This window comes from Crenobacter oryzisoli, assembly GCF_030385785.1.
GTDB lineage: Bacteria > Pseudomonadota > Gammaproteobacteria > Burkholderiales > Chromobacteriaceae > Crenobacter_A > Crenobacter_A oryzisoli.
In genome coordinates, this window is sequence record NZ_JAUEDK010000075.1 from 1 (window position 1) to 16039 (window position 16039).

At 58.4% G+C, this 16039-nt stretch carries 16 protein-coding genes; 4 read left to right on the top strand and 12 right to left on the bottom strand.

Annotated elements, in window-relative coordinates; all coding sequences use genetic code 11:
- The 7 genes from QU481_RS22355 to QU481_RS22385 form a co-directional block, all read right to left on the bottom strand.
- A partial coding sequence (locus tag QU481_RS22355; RefSeq protein ID WP_289831126.1) for a MerR family transcriptional regulator occupies window positions 1-277 on the bottom strand: 277 nt, incomplete at its 3' end.
- A 50-nt stretch (window positions 278-327) separates the two neighbouring features.
- Entirely contained in the window at window positions 328-1119 is a 792-nt protein-coding gene (locus QU481_RS22360; RefSeq protein WP_289832199.1) for a DUF4158 domain-containing protein, read from the bottom strand.
- 2 nt (window positions 1120-1121) lie between these two features.
- Window positions 1122-1514, bottom strand: a complete 393-nt coding sequence (locus tag QU481_RS22365; protein ID WP_289832200.1) for a DUF4158 domain-containing protein — start codon at window positions 1512-1514, stop codon at window positions 1122-1124.
- Between the two features lie 452 nt (window positions 1515-1966).
- Complete coding sequence (locus QU481_RS22370; protein ID WP_289832201.1) at window positions 1967-2302, bottom strand: helix-turn-helix domain-containing protein; 336 nt, start codon at window positions 2300-2302, stop codon at window positions 1967-1969.
- 182 nt (window positions 2303-2484) lie between these two features.
- Window positions 2485-4020, bottom strand: coding sequence for a DHA2 family efflux MFS transporter permease subunit (locus QU481_RS22375; RefSeq protein ID WP_289832202.1), 1536 nt, complete (start codon window positions 4018-4020; stop codon window positions 2485-2487).
- Window positions 4021-4030: 10 nt separating this feature from the next.
- A complete protein-coding gene (locus tag QU481_RS22380; protein ID WP_289832203.1) occupies window positions 4031-5173 on the bottom strand; it encodes an HlyD family secretion protein in 1143 nt (380 codons plus the stop codon).
- Between the two features lie 41 nt (window positions 5174-5214).
- Window positions 5215-6639, bottom strand: a complete 1425-nt coding sequence (locus QU481_RS22385) for an efflux transporter outer membrane subunit (protein ID WP_289832204.1) — start codon at window positions 6637-6639, stop codon at window positions 5215-5217.
- 166 nt (window positions 6640-6805) lie between these two features.
- Here QU481_RS22385 and QU481_RS22390 point away from each other — a divergent pair, with 166 nt between their 5' ends.
- Window positions 6806-7369: a TetR/AcrR family transcriptional regulator gene (locus QU481_RS22390; protein ID WP_289832205.1), complete on the top strand. Its 564-nt coding sequence runs from the start codon at window positions 6806-6808 to the stop codon at window positions 7367-7369.
- Between the two features lie 164 nt (window positions 7370-7533).
- Here QU481_RS22390 and QU481_RS22395 read toward each other — a convergent pair whose 3' ends face one another.
- From QU481_RS22395 to QU481_RS22410, 4 genes are read right to left on the bottom strand one after another with little or no spacing between them, the layout of a single operon-like run.
- Window positions 7534-8130, bottom strand: coding sequence for a PqiC family protein (locus tag QU481_RS22395; protein WP_289832206.1), 597 nt, complete (start codon window positions 8128-8130; stop codon window positions 7534-7536).
- The gene (locus QU481_RS22400; RefSeq protein ID WP_289832207.1) at window positions 8127-9767 is read right to left on the bottom strand and encodes a PqiB family protein; all 1641 of its coding nucleotides are present in this window, start codon (window positions 9765-9767) and stop codon (window positions 8127-8129) included. Before QU481_RS22400 ends, QU481_RS22395 begins: the two co-directional genes overlap by 4 nt.
- Entirely contained in the window at window positions 9760-10404 is a 645-nt protein-coding gene (locus tag QU481_RS22405) for a paraquat-inducible protein A (protein ID WP_289832208.1), read from the bottom strand. Before QU481_RS22405 ends, QU481_RS22400 begins: the two co-directional genes overlap by 8 nt.
- On the bottom strand, window positions 10401-10949 hold the full coding sequence (locus QU481_RS22410) for a paraquat-inducible protein A (protein ID WP_289832209.1): 549 nt from the start codon (window positions 10947-10949) through the stop codon (window positions 10401-10403). Before QU481_RS22410 ends, QU481_RS22405 begins: the two co-directional genes overlap by 4 nt.
- A gap of 620 nt (window positions 10950-11569) precedes the next feature.
- Here QU481_RS22410 and QU481_RS22415 point away from each other — a divergent pair.
- Window positions 11570-12331: a bestrophin-like domain gene (locus tag QU481_RS22415; protein ID WP_289832210.1), complete on the top strand. Its 762-nt coding sequence runs from the start codon at window positions 11570-11572 to the stop codon at window positions 12329-12331.
- Between the two features lie 399 nt (window positions 12332-12730).
- Window positions 12731-13387, top strand: a complete 657-nt coding sequence (locus QU481_RS22420) for a TetR/AcrR family transcriptional regulator (RefSeq protein ID WP_289832211.1) — start codon at window positions 12731-12733, stop codon at window positions 13385-13387.
- Window position 13388: 1 nt separating this feature from the next.
- Here the strand turns inward: QU481_RS22420 and QU481_RS22425 are convergent, their stop codons facing one another.
- On the bottom strand, window positions 13389-13673 hold the full coding sequence (locus tag QU481_RS22425; protein WP_289832212.1) for a hypothetical protein: 285 nt from the start codon (window positions 13671-13673) through the stop codon (window positions 13389-13391).
- A 704-nt stretch (window positions 13674-14377) separates the two neighbouring features.
- Between QU481_RS22425 and QU481_RS22430 the strand changes: the two genes are divergently transcribed.
- Window positions 14378-16039: IS1634 family transposase (locus tag QU481_RS22430; RefSeq protein ID WP_289831990.1), on the top strand; the 1662-nt coding region annotated here is incomplete at its 3' end.

Sequence of the window (16039 nt, forward strand, 5' to 3'; positions counted from 1 at the left end):
CAGCAATGGCCCCGGCCAGACAATACGCTTCCATCGCCTTGATCTGAGATTCCAGATCATCCTTTTGACCGGCGCGGGACACCCGGCAATACACCACCGTCAGCCGACGTTCCGGTGCACCACCTAGGATGGTGCGAACATCCGACTCGTCAAAATAACGGTGTCCCGACGGCATCCGTTTAGCCGTCAGTTTGCCTTCTCGTTCCCAGCGGCGAACCGTGCTGGTCGCTCGACCGATGCGCTTGGCGAACTCATTGATTCGATATTGATTGCTCATAGTGGGCAGTTATAAACAACTATGAGCAAATTTCAAGTAACAGTTGTTAGCTACTCGACTGACACCTTCAGCCGCACCTGTCGCACTTTCCCGCCGAACTCGTCCGGTTGCGTGCGACCCTCGAACGAAGCGGCCGCCGCGCAGCTTTCACGCAGCTGCTCCAGATCGCCTTTCGGCGCGAGCAGCCTTCGAACTGCCTTGGCGATGGCGGTCTCGTCGGATTCCTCGGCAAGAATGTCGGCCACGCCGTCGAGCAGGATCACGAGATCTTCGACCTGATCGCGTTGCTTGCGCTGAATGACCTCCAGCTCGTCGCTCGCGCGCTTGTGGATGGCACCCATGCGCTGCACGAACATGTCGGCGAGATCGTCGCGGGCACGTACGTGTATGCGGTTGAGCAGCGCGACGATCAGCGTATAGCGCTTCTCGGGGAGCGTGTCATTCCTGAGCGCGGATGCGTCAAACGCCATAGCCTGTTGCGCGAGCGAGCGCAGCTTCGACGCAGGAATGCCGGCGAGGGCCAGCGAGAAATCGCCGAGTTCGTCGAGCCAGGCAATCTGGTCGATCAGTTGATCGAGGCGTTGCCTGGACGGACGTTTCGCATGACGCTTGATGCGGTTGTAGGCGGTCTGCCGGCTCGACAAGTCGCGGGCGAGCAGCCGGTCGAGCGCGAGTTTCTGTTCGTCGGTCAGGCGTCGCGTGACTCGCTTGAAGAGTCGGGATTGCGCCCGGGCATGGATTTGCTCGGTCAGCCGATCGAGCATCGAGAACGCCGGCAGTTCGATATTGCGCGCGATCAGTTCGTCGATGGTAGCGTTGATGATGCCGACCGGCTGGTCCATCGTTAGTGACGCCGTGTGCGCCGCACGCGTGGCGATCGCGTCGCGTCAGTGCCGTAGTACGGCTTCACGTCCAGGTAGGCACACACCGCCGCGTAATGTCGGAACAGCGTGGGGGACGACGCGGTGTCGTAGCCGAATTGCACGGCGTCGCCGATGTCGGCAACCGCCCGCACATGGTCGACGATGGGGGCCGGAATGCTGTCGAGCGATGGAAAATAGTGCAGTTGCTGAAAGACCTTCAGCAGCACCAGCAGGCCCAATCGAGGTCGTTCGCCCGGCGTAGACCGGCGCGCCCATTCGAGTTCGTCGGCCAGCGGCGTATAACAGGCTTCCAGCTCCCGGGGCGCCAAGACCTCGGAAAAGCGCAGGTACGCAGTGCGTTCGATGGTAGCCATGCGAATCCTCGGGATCGCAGCGGGCCGCACAGGTTAGCGCAAGAAAAATCAGACGTTACCGTACCATATCGTAATAAGCATGAACTTCTTTATAACAAAATGCTTATGATAGGAAATTGCACTTACCTTGTTCATACCTCATGTCCGGACAAAAAAAAGCAGGGCCAAAGGCCCTGCAAAACAACAACGCACGTGGAAAAATGGTAGCTACCTTATGGCAAGGTTAGGGCAGGGGGTGATCAAACCCCGGCCATGATTCTTCATCGCCATGGGGCCATGAACTGTTCGGGTGGGATACCGTGCGCGGCCAGACTCAGGTTGATGCTTCGCCGGTCGGTTGTGCTCTGCATGCGTTGAATCAACTGCATGGCCTTCCGCTCGTTGCAGATGCGCGTGGTGTTGGTACGGTTCTGCATTCCGCCAGGTCAGTCGGTGCCATGCAAAGGTCCTGCTCACGTCGCGGCCTCGTTCGCTTGGTTGGCGGCATTGCGCTGTTCGAGCACGGCTTTCTGGATGCTCCTGTAGAGGTCGGGGTGGGTTTCGCGCAGGTACTGAGCAATATCGAAGTCCTCGCGCTTGATGTCGGCCAGGTCGATCTGCTCAACATGCACCACGCGCAGCAGTTCGCGCACCGGTTTCGGTATGTTGCGGCCGGACTCGTAGCGGCTGCCGCCGGATTGTGTGACGCCGATGCGGCTCCAGAAATCCTGCTGTTTCATGCCCAGCTTGCGGCGGATATCGCGCGGGTTGGTGATGACATTGAACGGGGTGTAGGTGGCTTTGGTCATGATTTTGCTCCTGCAATGACCGGGCGGCACCGCCGCCCGGTGGAGTATGAGCTGGTGCCCAAAATGGCACCGAAAGATTAGTGCCTGGTCTCGCTCTGGTGCATCAGGCCGAATGCGGCCAGATAAGCGGGGGGCATTGTGTCGCGGTCGCGTTGATCGCAAGCGGTCACAAGCTGGCGAAGTCAGTGCACGTTGCTGGTATCGGCCACGCGGGTGGGTTTGGGTGCCAGCCATACAAAGCAGGCAGCCGCCACGAACGACAAGCCGCTGATCCAGAACAGCTCGTTAGTCGACAGCATGATGCTCTGGCTATCGACCAAGCTGTTGAGCATGTTGCGCGCTGGTTCGGCACCAAACGCATGACTCATCGTGCGCATCGCCTCACCGCTCGAATCGACCAAGCCGGTCAGCACGTCGTGGTAGTACTTGGCCTTGTCGTCCCATGCGGTGGTCACCAGCGAGGTGGCGATGGCGCCGGACATGGTGCGCAGGAAGTTCATCAGGCCGGCGGCCGAGGCCATTTCGTGCTCGTCCACGCTGGACATCGCCAGCCCGATCAGCGGCACGAAGAAGAACGGCATGCCCAGCCCCTGGAAGAACAGCGGCACCGCTACCTGCCAGAAGCCGACGTCGGTGGTGTTGAAGCTGCGGAACAGCGTCACGCCGCCCAGCCACATCACGCCCATGAATACCAGCGGGCGCGGATCCATCTTGGTCACCAGGTGCGCCACCAGCGGCGCGGCCAGTACCGACAGCACACCGCTGAGCGCCTGGGCGATGCCGGCGTCGGTGGCGGTGTAGCCCATATAGCTCTGCAGCCATTGCGGCGTCAGCACGGTGGAGCCGAAGAAGGAGCCGAACGCCAGCGCGATGGTCGTCACGCTCACCCAATAGCCGCGGTGGCGGAACACGCGCAGGTTGACCACTGGCTTGTGCTCGGTCAGCTCCCAGATCAGGAAGGCGGCAAAACCAATGACGGCGGTGATGGCCAGCACCACGATTTCGGTCGAAGCGAACCAGTCCTGATCCTTGCCTTCGTCCAGCATGATCTGCAAGGCGGCCACCCACACCACCAGCAAGCCAAGGCCGACGGCGTCGATGCGCGAGTTTTGGCGTTCGCTCTCATGGCGCTTGAGCAGCTGCCAGCCGAGAACACCGCACGCGGCCGCGATCGGCACGTTGATGTAGAAGATCCACGGCCAGCTCACCTGGTCGCACAGCACGCCGCCGAGCACCGGCCCGAGCACCGGCGCCACCAGCGTGGTCATGCTCCACAGGCCGATGGCGACGTTGGCTTTCTCCTTCGGAAAGATCTGCTGCAGCAGGGTCTGCGACATCGGCATCAGCGGACCACCGGCCAAGCCCTGCAGCACGCGGAACAGCAGCAGCATGCCGATCGAGTGCGACAGGCCGCACAGCAGCGAGAACAGACCGAACAGCAGCATCGAGGTGATGAACAGGCGCACCGTGCCGAAGCGCGAGGCCAGCCAGCCGGTCAGCGGCACCGTGATGGCCTCGGCTACCGCGTACGAGGTGATCACCCAGGTGCCCTGGTTGGCGGCCACGCCGAGGCCGCCGGCGATATTGGGCACCGACACGTTGGCGATGGTGGTGTCGAGCACCGCGATGAAGTTGCCGGCCGACAGCGCCAGAGCTGCCAGTGCCAGGGTGGCGCCGGTCAGCGGTGGCGGCGCATTGTGCGTGGTCGGGTGGGACATGGCAGTCTCCTTAGCGCTCGCGGGTGTCGATGGTGGCGTTCATGGACAGGCCGACCGACAGCGGATGGGCCTTGAGTTCGGCCGGGTCGAGCGCGATGCGCACCGGCAGGCGCTGCACCACCTTGATCCAGTTGCCGGTGGCGTTCTGGGCCGGAATCACCGCGAACGAGGACCCGGAGCCGCCGGACAGGCCGACCACCTTGCCGTGGTACTCGATGTTGTCGCCGTACAGGTCGGCGGTCAGTTTCACCGGCTGGCCGAGGCGCACCTTCTCCAGTTGCACTTCCTTGAAGTTGGCGTCGACGTGCGCCTGCTGCAGCGGCACCACCGACAGCAGCGGGGTGCCGGCCTGCACGCGTTGGCCTACCTGTGCCTGGCGTTTGGCCACGACGCCATCGACCGGGGCGCGGATCACGGTGCGTTCCAGGTCGAGTTGCGCTTGGTCGCGCTTGGCACGTGCGAGCGCCACTTCCGGGTTGGTGCTCACGGTAGTGTTGGCGGTCAGCGTCTGATTGCTCTTGAGTGCTTCGGCCGCGGCGCGGTAGTTGGCTTCGCTCTGCTTGGCAGCAGCCTCGGCAGCATGGAGATTTGCCTCGGCAGTGGACAGCGCGTTCTTGGCGTTGCTTAGTTCTTCGGCCGATACCGCGCCGTTCTTGGCGAGCGCCTGGCGGCGCTGGAAGTCGAGCTGGGCGCGTTCCAGGTCCGAGCGGGCCGAAACCAGTTGTGCGGCGGCGCGCGCCTGTTCAGCATTACGCGCTTGAATCTGGGCTGCCAGGCCGTCGTCGTTGGCGAAATAGCCCTGCACGCGGCGTTCCGCGCGCTCGAGGTCGGCCTGGGCCTGGGCTAGCGCGAGTTTGGCGTCGCTATCGTTGAGCACCACCAGCACATCGCCTTTCTTGACCTGCTGGGTGTCCACCACCGGCACCGCACGCACGGTGCCGCCCACTTCCGGTGTTACCTGGGCGATCTCTGTGGCCACGTAAGCGTTGTCGGTGCTAACGTAGTGCGAGGCCACCAGGCTCCAATAGGTGCCATAGCCAATAGCCGCCGCCGCGATCGCGCCGCCCAGGAGCATGAACAGTTTTTTGCGACGTGCCGGCAGCGGGCCTGCTGTGGTGTCGGAAGAGGGCAGGGTTTCGATGTTTGCGCTCATAGTACTTTCCTTGATTGCTCGATTGGATATCTGCCTGTGATTCAGGCTTGCTTGTCTCGGTAGCCACCGCCCAGCGCTTTGATCAGCGCGACGTCCTGGCTGAATTGCTGGCTCTGTAGGTTGGCCAGGACACGACGTGCATCGATCACGCTGTCCTCGGCGTTCAGTACCGTCAGGTAGTTGGTCAGCCCCCCTTGATAGCGTTCCTGGGCCACGCGGTAGGCTTGTTCCGCGGCCTTTAGCGCCTCTTCACGCTGTTGCAGTTGCGGCGCCAACATGCGCTGTGCGGTGACGGCGTCGGCGACCTCGCGCAGGGCCTGGATCAAGGTCTGGTTGTAGCTGGCTACGGCGTTGTCGTATTCGCCGCGTGCCACACGGTAGTTACCCTCCAGTTGGCCGCCGTGGAAGATCGGCAGATCAATGGCCGGGCCGATGCCGGCGATGCCGGAGCCGGCTTTGGTCAACAAGCCGAGGCCGCCGAGCGACTGGGCACCGACGTAGGCGGTCAGGTTGACGTTTGGGTAGAAGCCGGCGTGGGCGACGTCGATGCGCTTGGCGGCGGCTTCGGCGCGCAAGCGGGCTGCAGTTAGGTCCGGGCGGCGTGCGAGCAGTTCGGCACGCAGGGTGGACGGCAGCCCTTGCGGCTGGCTGAGATCAACGGTCGGACGGGAAATGGACAAGCCACGATCCGGCCCGGCACCAACCAAGGCCGCCAGTGCGTTGTGCTGCAGTGCGATGGCCTGGTCGGCCGCGGTCAGATCGGCCTCGGCCGCTGCGCGGCGCGATTCGGCCTGACGCACGCTGGCCATGGTTTCCAGGCCCTGCTGCTGACGCTCGCTCATCAGCATCTCACTGCCCCGGCGTGCGTCGACTGCCTGCACTGCTGCATCGTGCTCGGCATAAAGGCGCGCCAGCTCTGCGTAAGCGGAGGCGATCGCGCTGGTCAGCAGCAGGCGGCTTTGTGCAGCCTCGGCCCGTGCGGCATCCAGCTCCGAAGTGGCGGCTGCCACGGCGGCGCGATTCTTGCCCCAGAAATCCAATTCGTAGCTGAAGTCCAGTGCCACGCGAGAGGCGTTGTTGAAACCTTGTGGTACGAGCGGCTTCGGAACACCGTTGTTGTAGCTTTGCTTCATGCGCGTCACGCTGGCATCCAGGTCTACACTCGGCAGGCGACTGGCGCCGGTTTGCTGGGCATAACCTTCGGCCTTAAGGATGCGCGCCTCTGCCGCAGTGAGATCGGGCGAGTTGGCCAGAGCTTCGTCCATCAGGGCATCAAGCTGGGTATCGCCATAACGTTTCCACCATTGCTGCTCAACCCACGCCGAATTGGTGCCGGCCAGGCTTTGCGTGCTTTGCAACTGCGTCGAGGTATGTATCTGTGCGCGCGGGCCGAGGTCAGGCACGCTGGCGCAGCCAGCCAAGGCTCCTCCCATTGCTAGCAGCAGGCTGCAGCGGAGGACTGTCATTAGTGGTGATGATCTAGTGTGCATCGTCGTCTGCCCATAATTAAACCGTACAGTACGGTTATATAATTAAGGTATAATGCCTGTCAAGAGATAACTGAACTGATCAGTTCATTTTGGAGGTGAGATGAGGGTAAAAAGCGAAAGCCGGCAGCAGAGGATCGTAGCGATGGCAACAGAGGTATTTTTGGAACGCGGCTACGAAGCCACCTCAATGTCGGAAATCGCTACCCGGGTGGGGGGCTCCAAGGCAACGCTGTACAACTACTTTGCTTCAAAAGAAGAGCTTTTCCTGGTGGTGATGAAGGGGTGGGCGCAAGAGCGCATGATGCAGGCATTCGGCAGCCTGGTGCCGGGAGGCGATCTTGCTGTGACGCTGCAAACCTTCGGCGAACACTTCCTGAAAAACGTGCTAACCCCGGATCTGCTCGTCGTGCGAGGCATTGTAATGGGCGAAGGGCCGCGCTCCGGCATGGGCAAGATGTTCTTGGAAAATGGGCCGGCCCTGGGTTGGGAGCAGTTAGCGGGCTTTCTGGAGGGGGAGATGGAAGCAGGGCGTCTACGTCCGGGCAAGCCATTGCGCGCCGCGCTCCATCTGATCAACCTGCTGGAGGCGGATTTTCTGGAGCTGTTCATCACCGGGGTAGCTGACCTGCCTGGCGACGAGCAGATCGTCGAGTCGGTCACGGAGGCCGTGCGGGTATTCCTGCATGGCTATAGTAAGACCCGTTAAGCACGCTAGGTGCAGCCCAGACCTGGGCTGCGTCAGCGATCAAGCGGCGTCTGCGCATCCGGCCTGCACCGTGCAGGCCAACTGATGAGCTGGTGATTGCGGGCGCATGCGGAGTCGTTCTTGCTGTGCTGTTGCCCGCACGCGGACTACCCGATGGACAGGACTCAGGAGCGTATCGTCTGTATCGCCATGGTGATGTCCGCCGCGGTCTGGATGACCACCTTGCGGTAAGCCGCCACCACACCTTCCACCCCCCCTGGTGCCGACAGTTCCGCCTGGGTACAGCCGGCCACCACCCTGTCTTCAGGCGAGCGCCGCACGGTCCAGCAAATCTCCGCGCTTGCGCCTTTGTCGAGTTTGGCATCCAGGCGCAGTACCTGGGTCGTGATGTTATAAACTGGGTTGATGCCAGACAAGCCCTGCTGGTAGAGATCTACCGCGCCCAGGCTGTCCTGCAACCGCTGCGACAAGGCATCGCGCAGCTCATCCGGCAGCGGGGCCGACCAACGATCTCGTTCCAGTAGCTTGAGCGCGCCGTTGTCGTTTACCAGCAGAAGATTCTGGCGGTTCAAACGCTCCGGCACGCGCACGGGTGCCACTTCGATCCAGATAGGCTGGCCGGCAGCTTGGGTAATGCGTGCAGCCGCTGGGCTGGCAGAGGCCCCTTGGGCCAGGGTGTAGTAGCGCGCTTCTGGCGAAGCGCAGCCGGCAAGCCCACCGGCGATTAGCAACAGCGGCAGTGCATTCCATCGTTTCATCATTCTGTCTCCATGCCAACCTTGCCGCGTACCAGCGCTTCCGGGTGGCGTTCAAGGTAATCGGTCAGGGTGCGCAGCGAAACTGCTGTGCGGGTCAGCTCCTGCATCATGCGGCGTGTATCCTGCTGCGTCGGTGAGTTGGTAGCGAGCACGCCGTTGGCTGCATTGAGGGTCTTGCGTGCATCAATGAGGGCGGCGGTAACCTGTGGCGCCACGTCCCCATGAATCTGAACCACCAGCTTGTTGGCGTTGTTCAACATCATGTCCAGCGACGTCATCGAGGTGCGCATTTCCTGCCCGATTTGTTCAAACGGCACCTTGTCGATCTTGTTGACGATGTCTCCCAGCTTGGTCTGCAACTGGTCGAAACTGCCAGGTACGGTAGGCAGCTCCGGAATAGCATCGGAAAAATTGACATCAGCCAGCGGAGCCTTGGGGAAAAAGTCCAGTGCGACATAGAGTTGGCCGGTCAGCAGGTTGCCTGTCCGCAGCTGTGCACGCATACCGCGCTTTGTCAGTGCTTCGGCGATGGTGTGGGCATGTTGGTCGTCTCCCACGTCGCGTTGCTGGAAGCCCATGCGCGAGGGGTATAGCTCTACCACCACGGGCAGGCGGAAGGTCTTCTTGTCGTGCTGGTACTCGATGCCTATCGAGCGTACCTGGCCGACCACCACACCACGCAGGTCTACTGGTGCGCCGGGAGATAACCCGCGCACGGATTGGTCGAAATTCAGCACGGCCAGCATCGGAGCCAACTCGTCCGGCTCCTTCATGGCTTCGGTTTGATCCTTGGCCAGCAGGAATTGGGTATTCTCGTTGGCGGGAGCCGCTGTCTTGTAATCTTCCGGCGCCTGGAACGCCACGCCTCCAAGCAGCACGGTGGCCAGCGATTGCGTGTTGACTTTGATGCCGGCTGCATCGAGCTTGATATCGACACCGCTGGCATGCCAGAAGCGGGTATCCGCGGTGACCAGTTTGTCGTAGGGCTTGTTGATAAACACGCGCAGCGACAGGTCACGCCCGCCCGGGTCGAGCTGGTAGGCCATCACCTGGCCCACCTGTACGCGCCTGTAATAGACCGGCGAGCCGATGTCGAGTGAGCCAAGGTCTGCCGCGTGCAGGACGAACTGCTTGCCAGAAGAATCGGCGGTGACTATGGGTGGTGCCTCTAGCCCGGTGAAGTCACTTCCACGTTCCTTCGATTTGCCGGCATCGACGGCGATGTAGGCTCCCGATAGCAAGGTTTCCAGCCCGGAGATGCCGGATGTGGCGAAGCGTGGGCGCATTACCCAGAAGCGGGCGTCCTTGGCTGCGAAGCTTTCGGCATCCTTGCTCAGGTCTATGGTGGCGATCACATGAGAATGGTCGCTGGCTAGCCGCACTTCCTTTACTAGGCCTATGTCGACGTCCTTATAGCGCACTGGGGTTTTGCCGGGAGCCAGCCCCGCCGCAGTGCGGAAGGTTACGGTGATCTCGGGCCCGCGCTCCGCCAGCGAATGGACTAGCAATGACAGCCCGATCACCGCCGCGACGATAGGAATCAGCCATACCAGCGAGGGCAGCCAGCGCGCCCGCTGGCGCTGTTCCGGCTCCGGTGGCAGGAGTGGCAAGGGGGAGGGGAGAGAATCAAGTTCAGTCATCTTTTGCGTCCAGCGAATCCCACAACAGGCGTGGGTCAAAACTCAGGGAAGCCAGCATGGTGAGTACGACTACGGAGGCGAAGGCCAAGGCGCCAGCCCCGGGGATGATGGTGGCGAGCATGCCGGCGCGCACCAGCGCCGCAAGCAGGGCCACGACGAAGATATCGAGCATCGACCAGCGGCCGATCACTTCCAGCAGGCAATACAAGCGCGTCTGCTGACGGATGCGCCAAGTGGAACGGAAATGCACCGACAGCAGCAACAGTACGAGGATCATCATCTTTAGCAGCGGCACGATCACACTGGCGACCAGCACCAGCAGGGCCAATCCCTTGGCACCGGAGATCCAGAGAAAGAGCACGCCCGACAGAATCGTGTCGTGGGAAACGCCGAGGATCGACTGCGTGACCATGATGGGCAGCAGATTGGCGGGGATATAGAGGATGAAGGCTGCGAGCAGGAAGGCCCAGGTGCGCGCAAGGCTGTCTGGCTTGCGGTGATGTAGAGAAGCTCCGCAGCGCGGGCAGGGCAGACTAGCGAGTGCGCGTGAACTCAGCAGGCCACAGGCGTGACATGAGATCAACCCCATGGAGGTTGAAGTGGGAATGGCTGATGGCGTGGCATGAGGCTTTCTCATCGCGATAGCTCCCCATCGCGGCACTGATCATTGTCCAGGTACTGCCACAGGTCGCGTGGATCGAAGGCCATCAGAACCGCCAGCACGACCACCAGTGTAGCGAACGACCACAGCGCGATACCGGGCAGCACCTCGGCCATCGCGGACAATTTCGCCACTGTGACCAGTACCCCGACCAGAAATACCTCGATCATTCCCCACGGCCGGGTCCGTTGAATGCAGCGCACGACGCGCGCGAAGTTGGCCGGGGTGCGGTGCCTGGCCATCGGGATCAGCAGGTAAAGCAGCATCAGCATCTCGACCAGCGGAAACAGGATGGTGGTGATGAATACCAGGATGGCTATCAGTGCCATGTTGTCGGCATACAGCGCCTGTATCGAATCCAATAGCGTGGTCTGCGAGCGAACCCCCTTGAGATCCATCTCGACTATGGGATAGGCGTTGGAGAGCAGAAATAGAATCAGAGCGCCGAGTAGAAGCGGCAGCAGACGCCGGTAGGCGCGGTTGTTCTCGCGATACAGCTGGCCGCCGCAGCGCAGGCACATGGCGCGTCCTCCACGGATGAGGTCGGCGCGCTGGTGAACAGCATCGCAAAGCTCGCAGGCGACTAAGCGTGTGAGGTCGCCCGGCCTTATGCCAAAAGAATTTTCTGGCTGTCTGGTGTCTATGTCTGCCATCTCATGTGCCAAGTTGTGTGGCTCATGGCATTAGAAACCATTTGCCCGTAACTAAACTGTACGGTATGGTTATATTCGTGTAGTGCAATGCTTGTCAAGAAATAACTAAACCCGACGGTTCACTTTTACGACGCTATAGAAGGCGAAAGTGAACACCGGCGCCAGAGGAGCATGGCAGCAACAGGTCAATAAATGCTAAAGGCATTTGTTGCGTTAGATGTACATCGTAAACAGATGTCATACCCGGTAAGGGTCAACTTTTCAGCTCGAAGGTGAGTTCCTGAAGATCTGTACGTGATGAAGTTTGATTCGTCGAACTGGTAAGTGGGGGAAGTACATGCCTGTTTGCGATGTTGAAATTGGCTTGTGCATTCCAGAATGTCAAAAACGTCCATGCATGCCTGAGGCCTACTCTAGGTAGTGAGATTTTATCTGTATTTATATTGCGTCACTAAATTAAAATTAGTGATGCTCTGTGAGTAATTGAAATGAATATACTGGGACGCTGTTTCATAGTCGCCATCTTTGCATTCATGTTTGCAATTTCTGGTATTTGTGTGCACGAACTATTTCCCTCTGCAGTTGCTCATTCTGGAGATTTGATAAAATCCATTTCCGGATTAATTGGTACACTTTTTGCAATTGTTTTGGGTCTGCTTGTTTCATCATCCTACGCCACATTCAATAACCATCAGGCAGATCTCAATTCGCTTGTAAATTCATTGGCCAATATCGATCTTTTGCTGAAGCAGTTCAAGGCTGTGTCAAATGAGCCGCGCATTCTTTTGAGAGAAGTAGTGCTTCGCTTATTGAGGCGGTATTGGCCAGATGAAAATGGAGTCCGTCATAGCGATATAAGTTATAGTCATCTTGCTGAAGATGCCGAAATGATGCTGGAGATAAATAGCATAACTCAATCTTTCGAAAATATTGCCCGTGATGATTTAAATTCAATTCGCGAATTTTCTAGTGGATTTATTGCGGTGCAGTCGAACATTATAAGAAGCCTATCGAATCAGATACCCACCTTGCTCCTTGTAGTCGTTTTCGGATGGGCTTGCTTATTGTTCTTTCTTTATGGAGTACTTAGTGGTGGTGGGTTTTTTTCGATATTTTCCCTACTTTTGGGGGTGATCGCTATTACGAGTACTAATTTTCTCATGCTAGAACTGACCCACCCATATCAAGGTACGTTTAAAGTATCTAGCGCTGCGTTTGATCTACTTCTTGATGCAATGACTGAGGCGTGAGATTAACTTTCTCATGAGAGATGGCGTTGTAAGACTCGCGCTCAGAGTGCGTTGAATGAATCTTGATTGTGGCACGAAGTCGGATCACAGTGCTTAAAGCCGCTAACAAGATTTTTCGGAAAATCGTAAGCAAGTCAGGAGGCGGGTCAGCTTCAACGGCGCGAATTGGAGTCGTTGTGAATTTTGCAAAACTCTCAGTTTGATACGCTAGTTAACTATGGTTTATCGCCGTTGCTTACTAAGGAATTCCTAGTTCTTAAACATTTAGACGGAGTGTTGGTCAAGTAGAGAAAGCTGTGTGATGTTTCATTGTTGGAGCCAATGGGGCAAGCAGCTTGATGGTTAAGAGTTAAATTCTCGTGGCCTTTACCAAACTAACCCATTAAAAGTAATTTTCTCATGTTAATGAACGGAAAATTCAAGAGAAGAGCCGGTCGTAGCGCAACGCCCGACATTATTATTCAGGCCAGCCTTCAGTTGTTTAATTTGCACGGAGAACGCCGGATTACAACCAACCATATTGCTCAGAAGCTAAGCATTAGCACTGGCAATCTTTACTACCACTACAGTAACAAGGAAGAGATAATTCTTGAACTGCTTGGTCGCTATGTAGATGGACTGGTCGCCCTATTAGAGCAAGGCGAAAACAATACCGAGTCTTTATTTAAAATGGCTCAGCTATTGACGAAGACGTTAAAACATCAATGGCAGTACCGATTCATTCTTCATGGGAGATCAAGTTTGTTCGCCTTTAATGATCTACTACGTTCACATTACCTGCAGTTAGAGAAATATAAAATTGAAAAATCTCTTGAAACCTTATTCCTAAAGATGAATAGAGAGGGAAATATTTGCGGAAGTGAGAGGGCAATTAAACAACTGGCTAAGCAATTCCAATTGCTACAAGAAGCATGGGTTAGTGCCCCTGAGCGCGTAAGTAGCACTACAGAATCTGCACTGGCAGTAAATGATGGCCGCAAGATGATGCTGAGTTTTCTTTACCCTTACTTGGGGAGTAATTGGCGAAGTACTGTGGAGCGCATTTGTATTCTGTGATTCACTGAAGCGTTCGTTCGATGTGCTGATCACACAGCACGACCTGCCCCTGGGGGCAGTAATACAGGGGCATGGCCTGCTGCAAGGTAAAGAGATACTTCGGCCGGTAATGGCCGATCAGGGCTTGGCGGATGGTTTTCTGCGACGCCTTACAGCGGCAATCACGAAAGCTAGCCAACACTTCGGGTTGACGCCCACCGGCGAGGATGGCACGACGGATGTTTTTTATCCCAGCGCCGCCGCTCATGTCTGTCACGACGTGCAGTAACTGCAGGTTCAACTGCATCAGAGCCTTCTGCAAGTGTTGGATGCGAGCAGCGGCATACTCGAGCAGTCGCTCACGTTGGCACAGGTACGCCCAAAGCATCGCCCTTTCCGGGTGAGGCTGAAAGCAAGCCCGCAGCAGCCCGAATTGATGCGGTTTCTAGTCGAAATTCAGTGAGCGCCAACAGTATTGTCAAATTAAGGATGAGGGGCCAACGACAATGCGGTGCTTGAGGACAGCGGACTCATGTGGCGAGGCGTCCCAGCATCGGGGCGCAACTTATCCTTTCCCAAGCCTCGAAGCCTCGGGTGCACCTCACGTTGGTGCTGCGCATGCGTGTTATAGCGGCCGTACCTGAACAGCTTGCTGACTTGATCATGAACCGACGTGAAGAGTGGTCGATGGTGAGCTGATTTGACACGGTACATCACTTTCTCGTGCACTCGCGTTTGGCGGGGGCGAGTGCTCCGCCCGGTTGGTCAATCCTTTGTACTGGCAGTGCTCAATATTCAGCCCCAGACCCCTGTTTACTGCGGTGTAGCTGCTGAGCTTGTCTCTAACCTCCCGAGTTCGACAGTTCGCCCCCAAAAATTGTCTGTTTTCGCTGCTGACCTCTAATAACCATGCGGGTTTCAGTGTCGATTTCGCCAAAACTCTTGTGGTGGCACGTTTTTGACCATAAAACCGTTATTTGACATGCACTATATGCCTGATAAAGTGACGGCATGTTTGTCAAAGTCACCAAGTCCGGCAGCCGCCGTTACGTTCAACTGGTCGAGTCTTACCGGGGGGAGGATGGGCGCGTCAAAAAACGCACCGTCGCCACCCTCGGACGGCTTGACCAGATTGGCTCGGAGCTCGAGTCCGTCATTTCCGGCTTACTGCGCCTGACCGGTCGTTCCATGCCTGACCATGTCGCACCGACCTTCGAATCGGCCCGTGCACTGGGTGACGTTTGGGCGTTGACCGAGCTTTGGGAAGAACTGGGCTTTGGTCAGCTGCGCAAAGCCTTCCGCCGTACCCGCCACAGCATCGACATAGAAGCCTTGGTTCGGGTGATGGTGCTTAATCGACTGTGCGACCCCGACTCCAAGCTCGGTGTGCTGCGCTGGCTGGAAACCGTCAGCCTGCCTGGCATCGTTGCCGAAGCCATCGAGCACCAGCACCTGCTGCGTGCGATGGATGCCTTGATCGTGCATCAAGACGCCGTCGACCAGGTCGTGTCTGCGTTGCTACGTCCGCTGCTCGATCAGGAACTGGCAGTGGTGTTCTATGACATGACCACCATCCGTGCCGAAGGCCTGTCGCAGCAGGATGGCGATGTGCGCAAATTCGGCATGGCCAAGGAAGGCGTGATCGCCCGCCAGTTCATGCTCGGCGTGGTGCAGACTGCCGACGGCATTCCGCTCTACCACGAAGTGTTCGATGGTAATACCGCCGAAGTCACGACGCTCAAGCCGACCATCGAGAAGGTGATCCAGCGTTTCCCGATCCGGCGTGTGATCGCCGTCGCCGACCGTGGGCTGCTGTCCACCGACAACCTGGCCGAATTGCAGGCGATCAGCCTGCCGAGCGGTCAGCCGCTCGAATTCATCCTGGCGGTGCCGGGGCGCCGCTACTCCGACTTCGTCGAGTTACTGACACCGTTTCAGCAGGCGGATTGCCTGAATGCAACCCAGGAAGTCACCGGTGAGCTTGAATGGGAAGGCTTGCGCCTGATCATCGCGCATAACCCGGAAACCGCCGCTGAGCAAGGCGCACAGCGCGACCGTCTGATCGCCGAGCTGGAGCGGAAGGCAGCCGAATGGACCGGCAAACTCGATGCGCAAGATGCCGGCAAACGTAGCCGAGGCCGTAAGCTATCGGATGGTGGCGCGCGGGCGCGTTTCTACCATGAGGTATGCGAAGCACACTTGGCGCGCATCGTCCGCGTCAATCTCAAGAGTGAGCTGTTCAGCTACGACATCGACGCACAGGCGCTGGCGCATGCACGGCTGATGGACGGCAAACTCCTGCTGGTGACCAATACCGCTGATCTGAAGCCCGACGAAGTCATCGAGCGCTATAAGTCACTCGCGGATATCGAACGCGGCTTCCGCGTGCTGAAGTCGGAAATCGAAATCGGACCGGTCTACCACCGGCTGCCGGACCGTATCCGTGCCCACGCCATGATCTGCTTCATGGCTTTGGTTCTGTATCGAGTAATGCGCCAGCGCCTTGCTGCCAGTGAAAGTAGCCTGTCGCCCGAACGGGCGCTATCACTGCTGCGTCGGATTCAACACCACCGCGTGACCTTGAACAACACTCAGCCAATCTCGGGGATCTCATCGATTAGCCAGGAACAAACCAGCATCCTGTCTGCTTTGCAGGTCAAGAAACCGACCGCC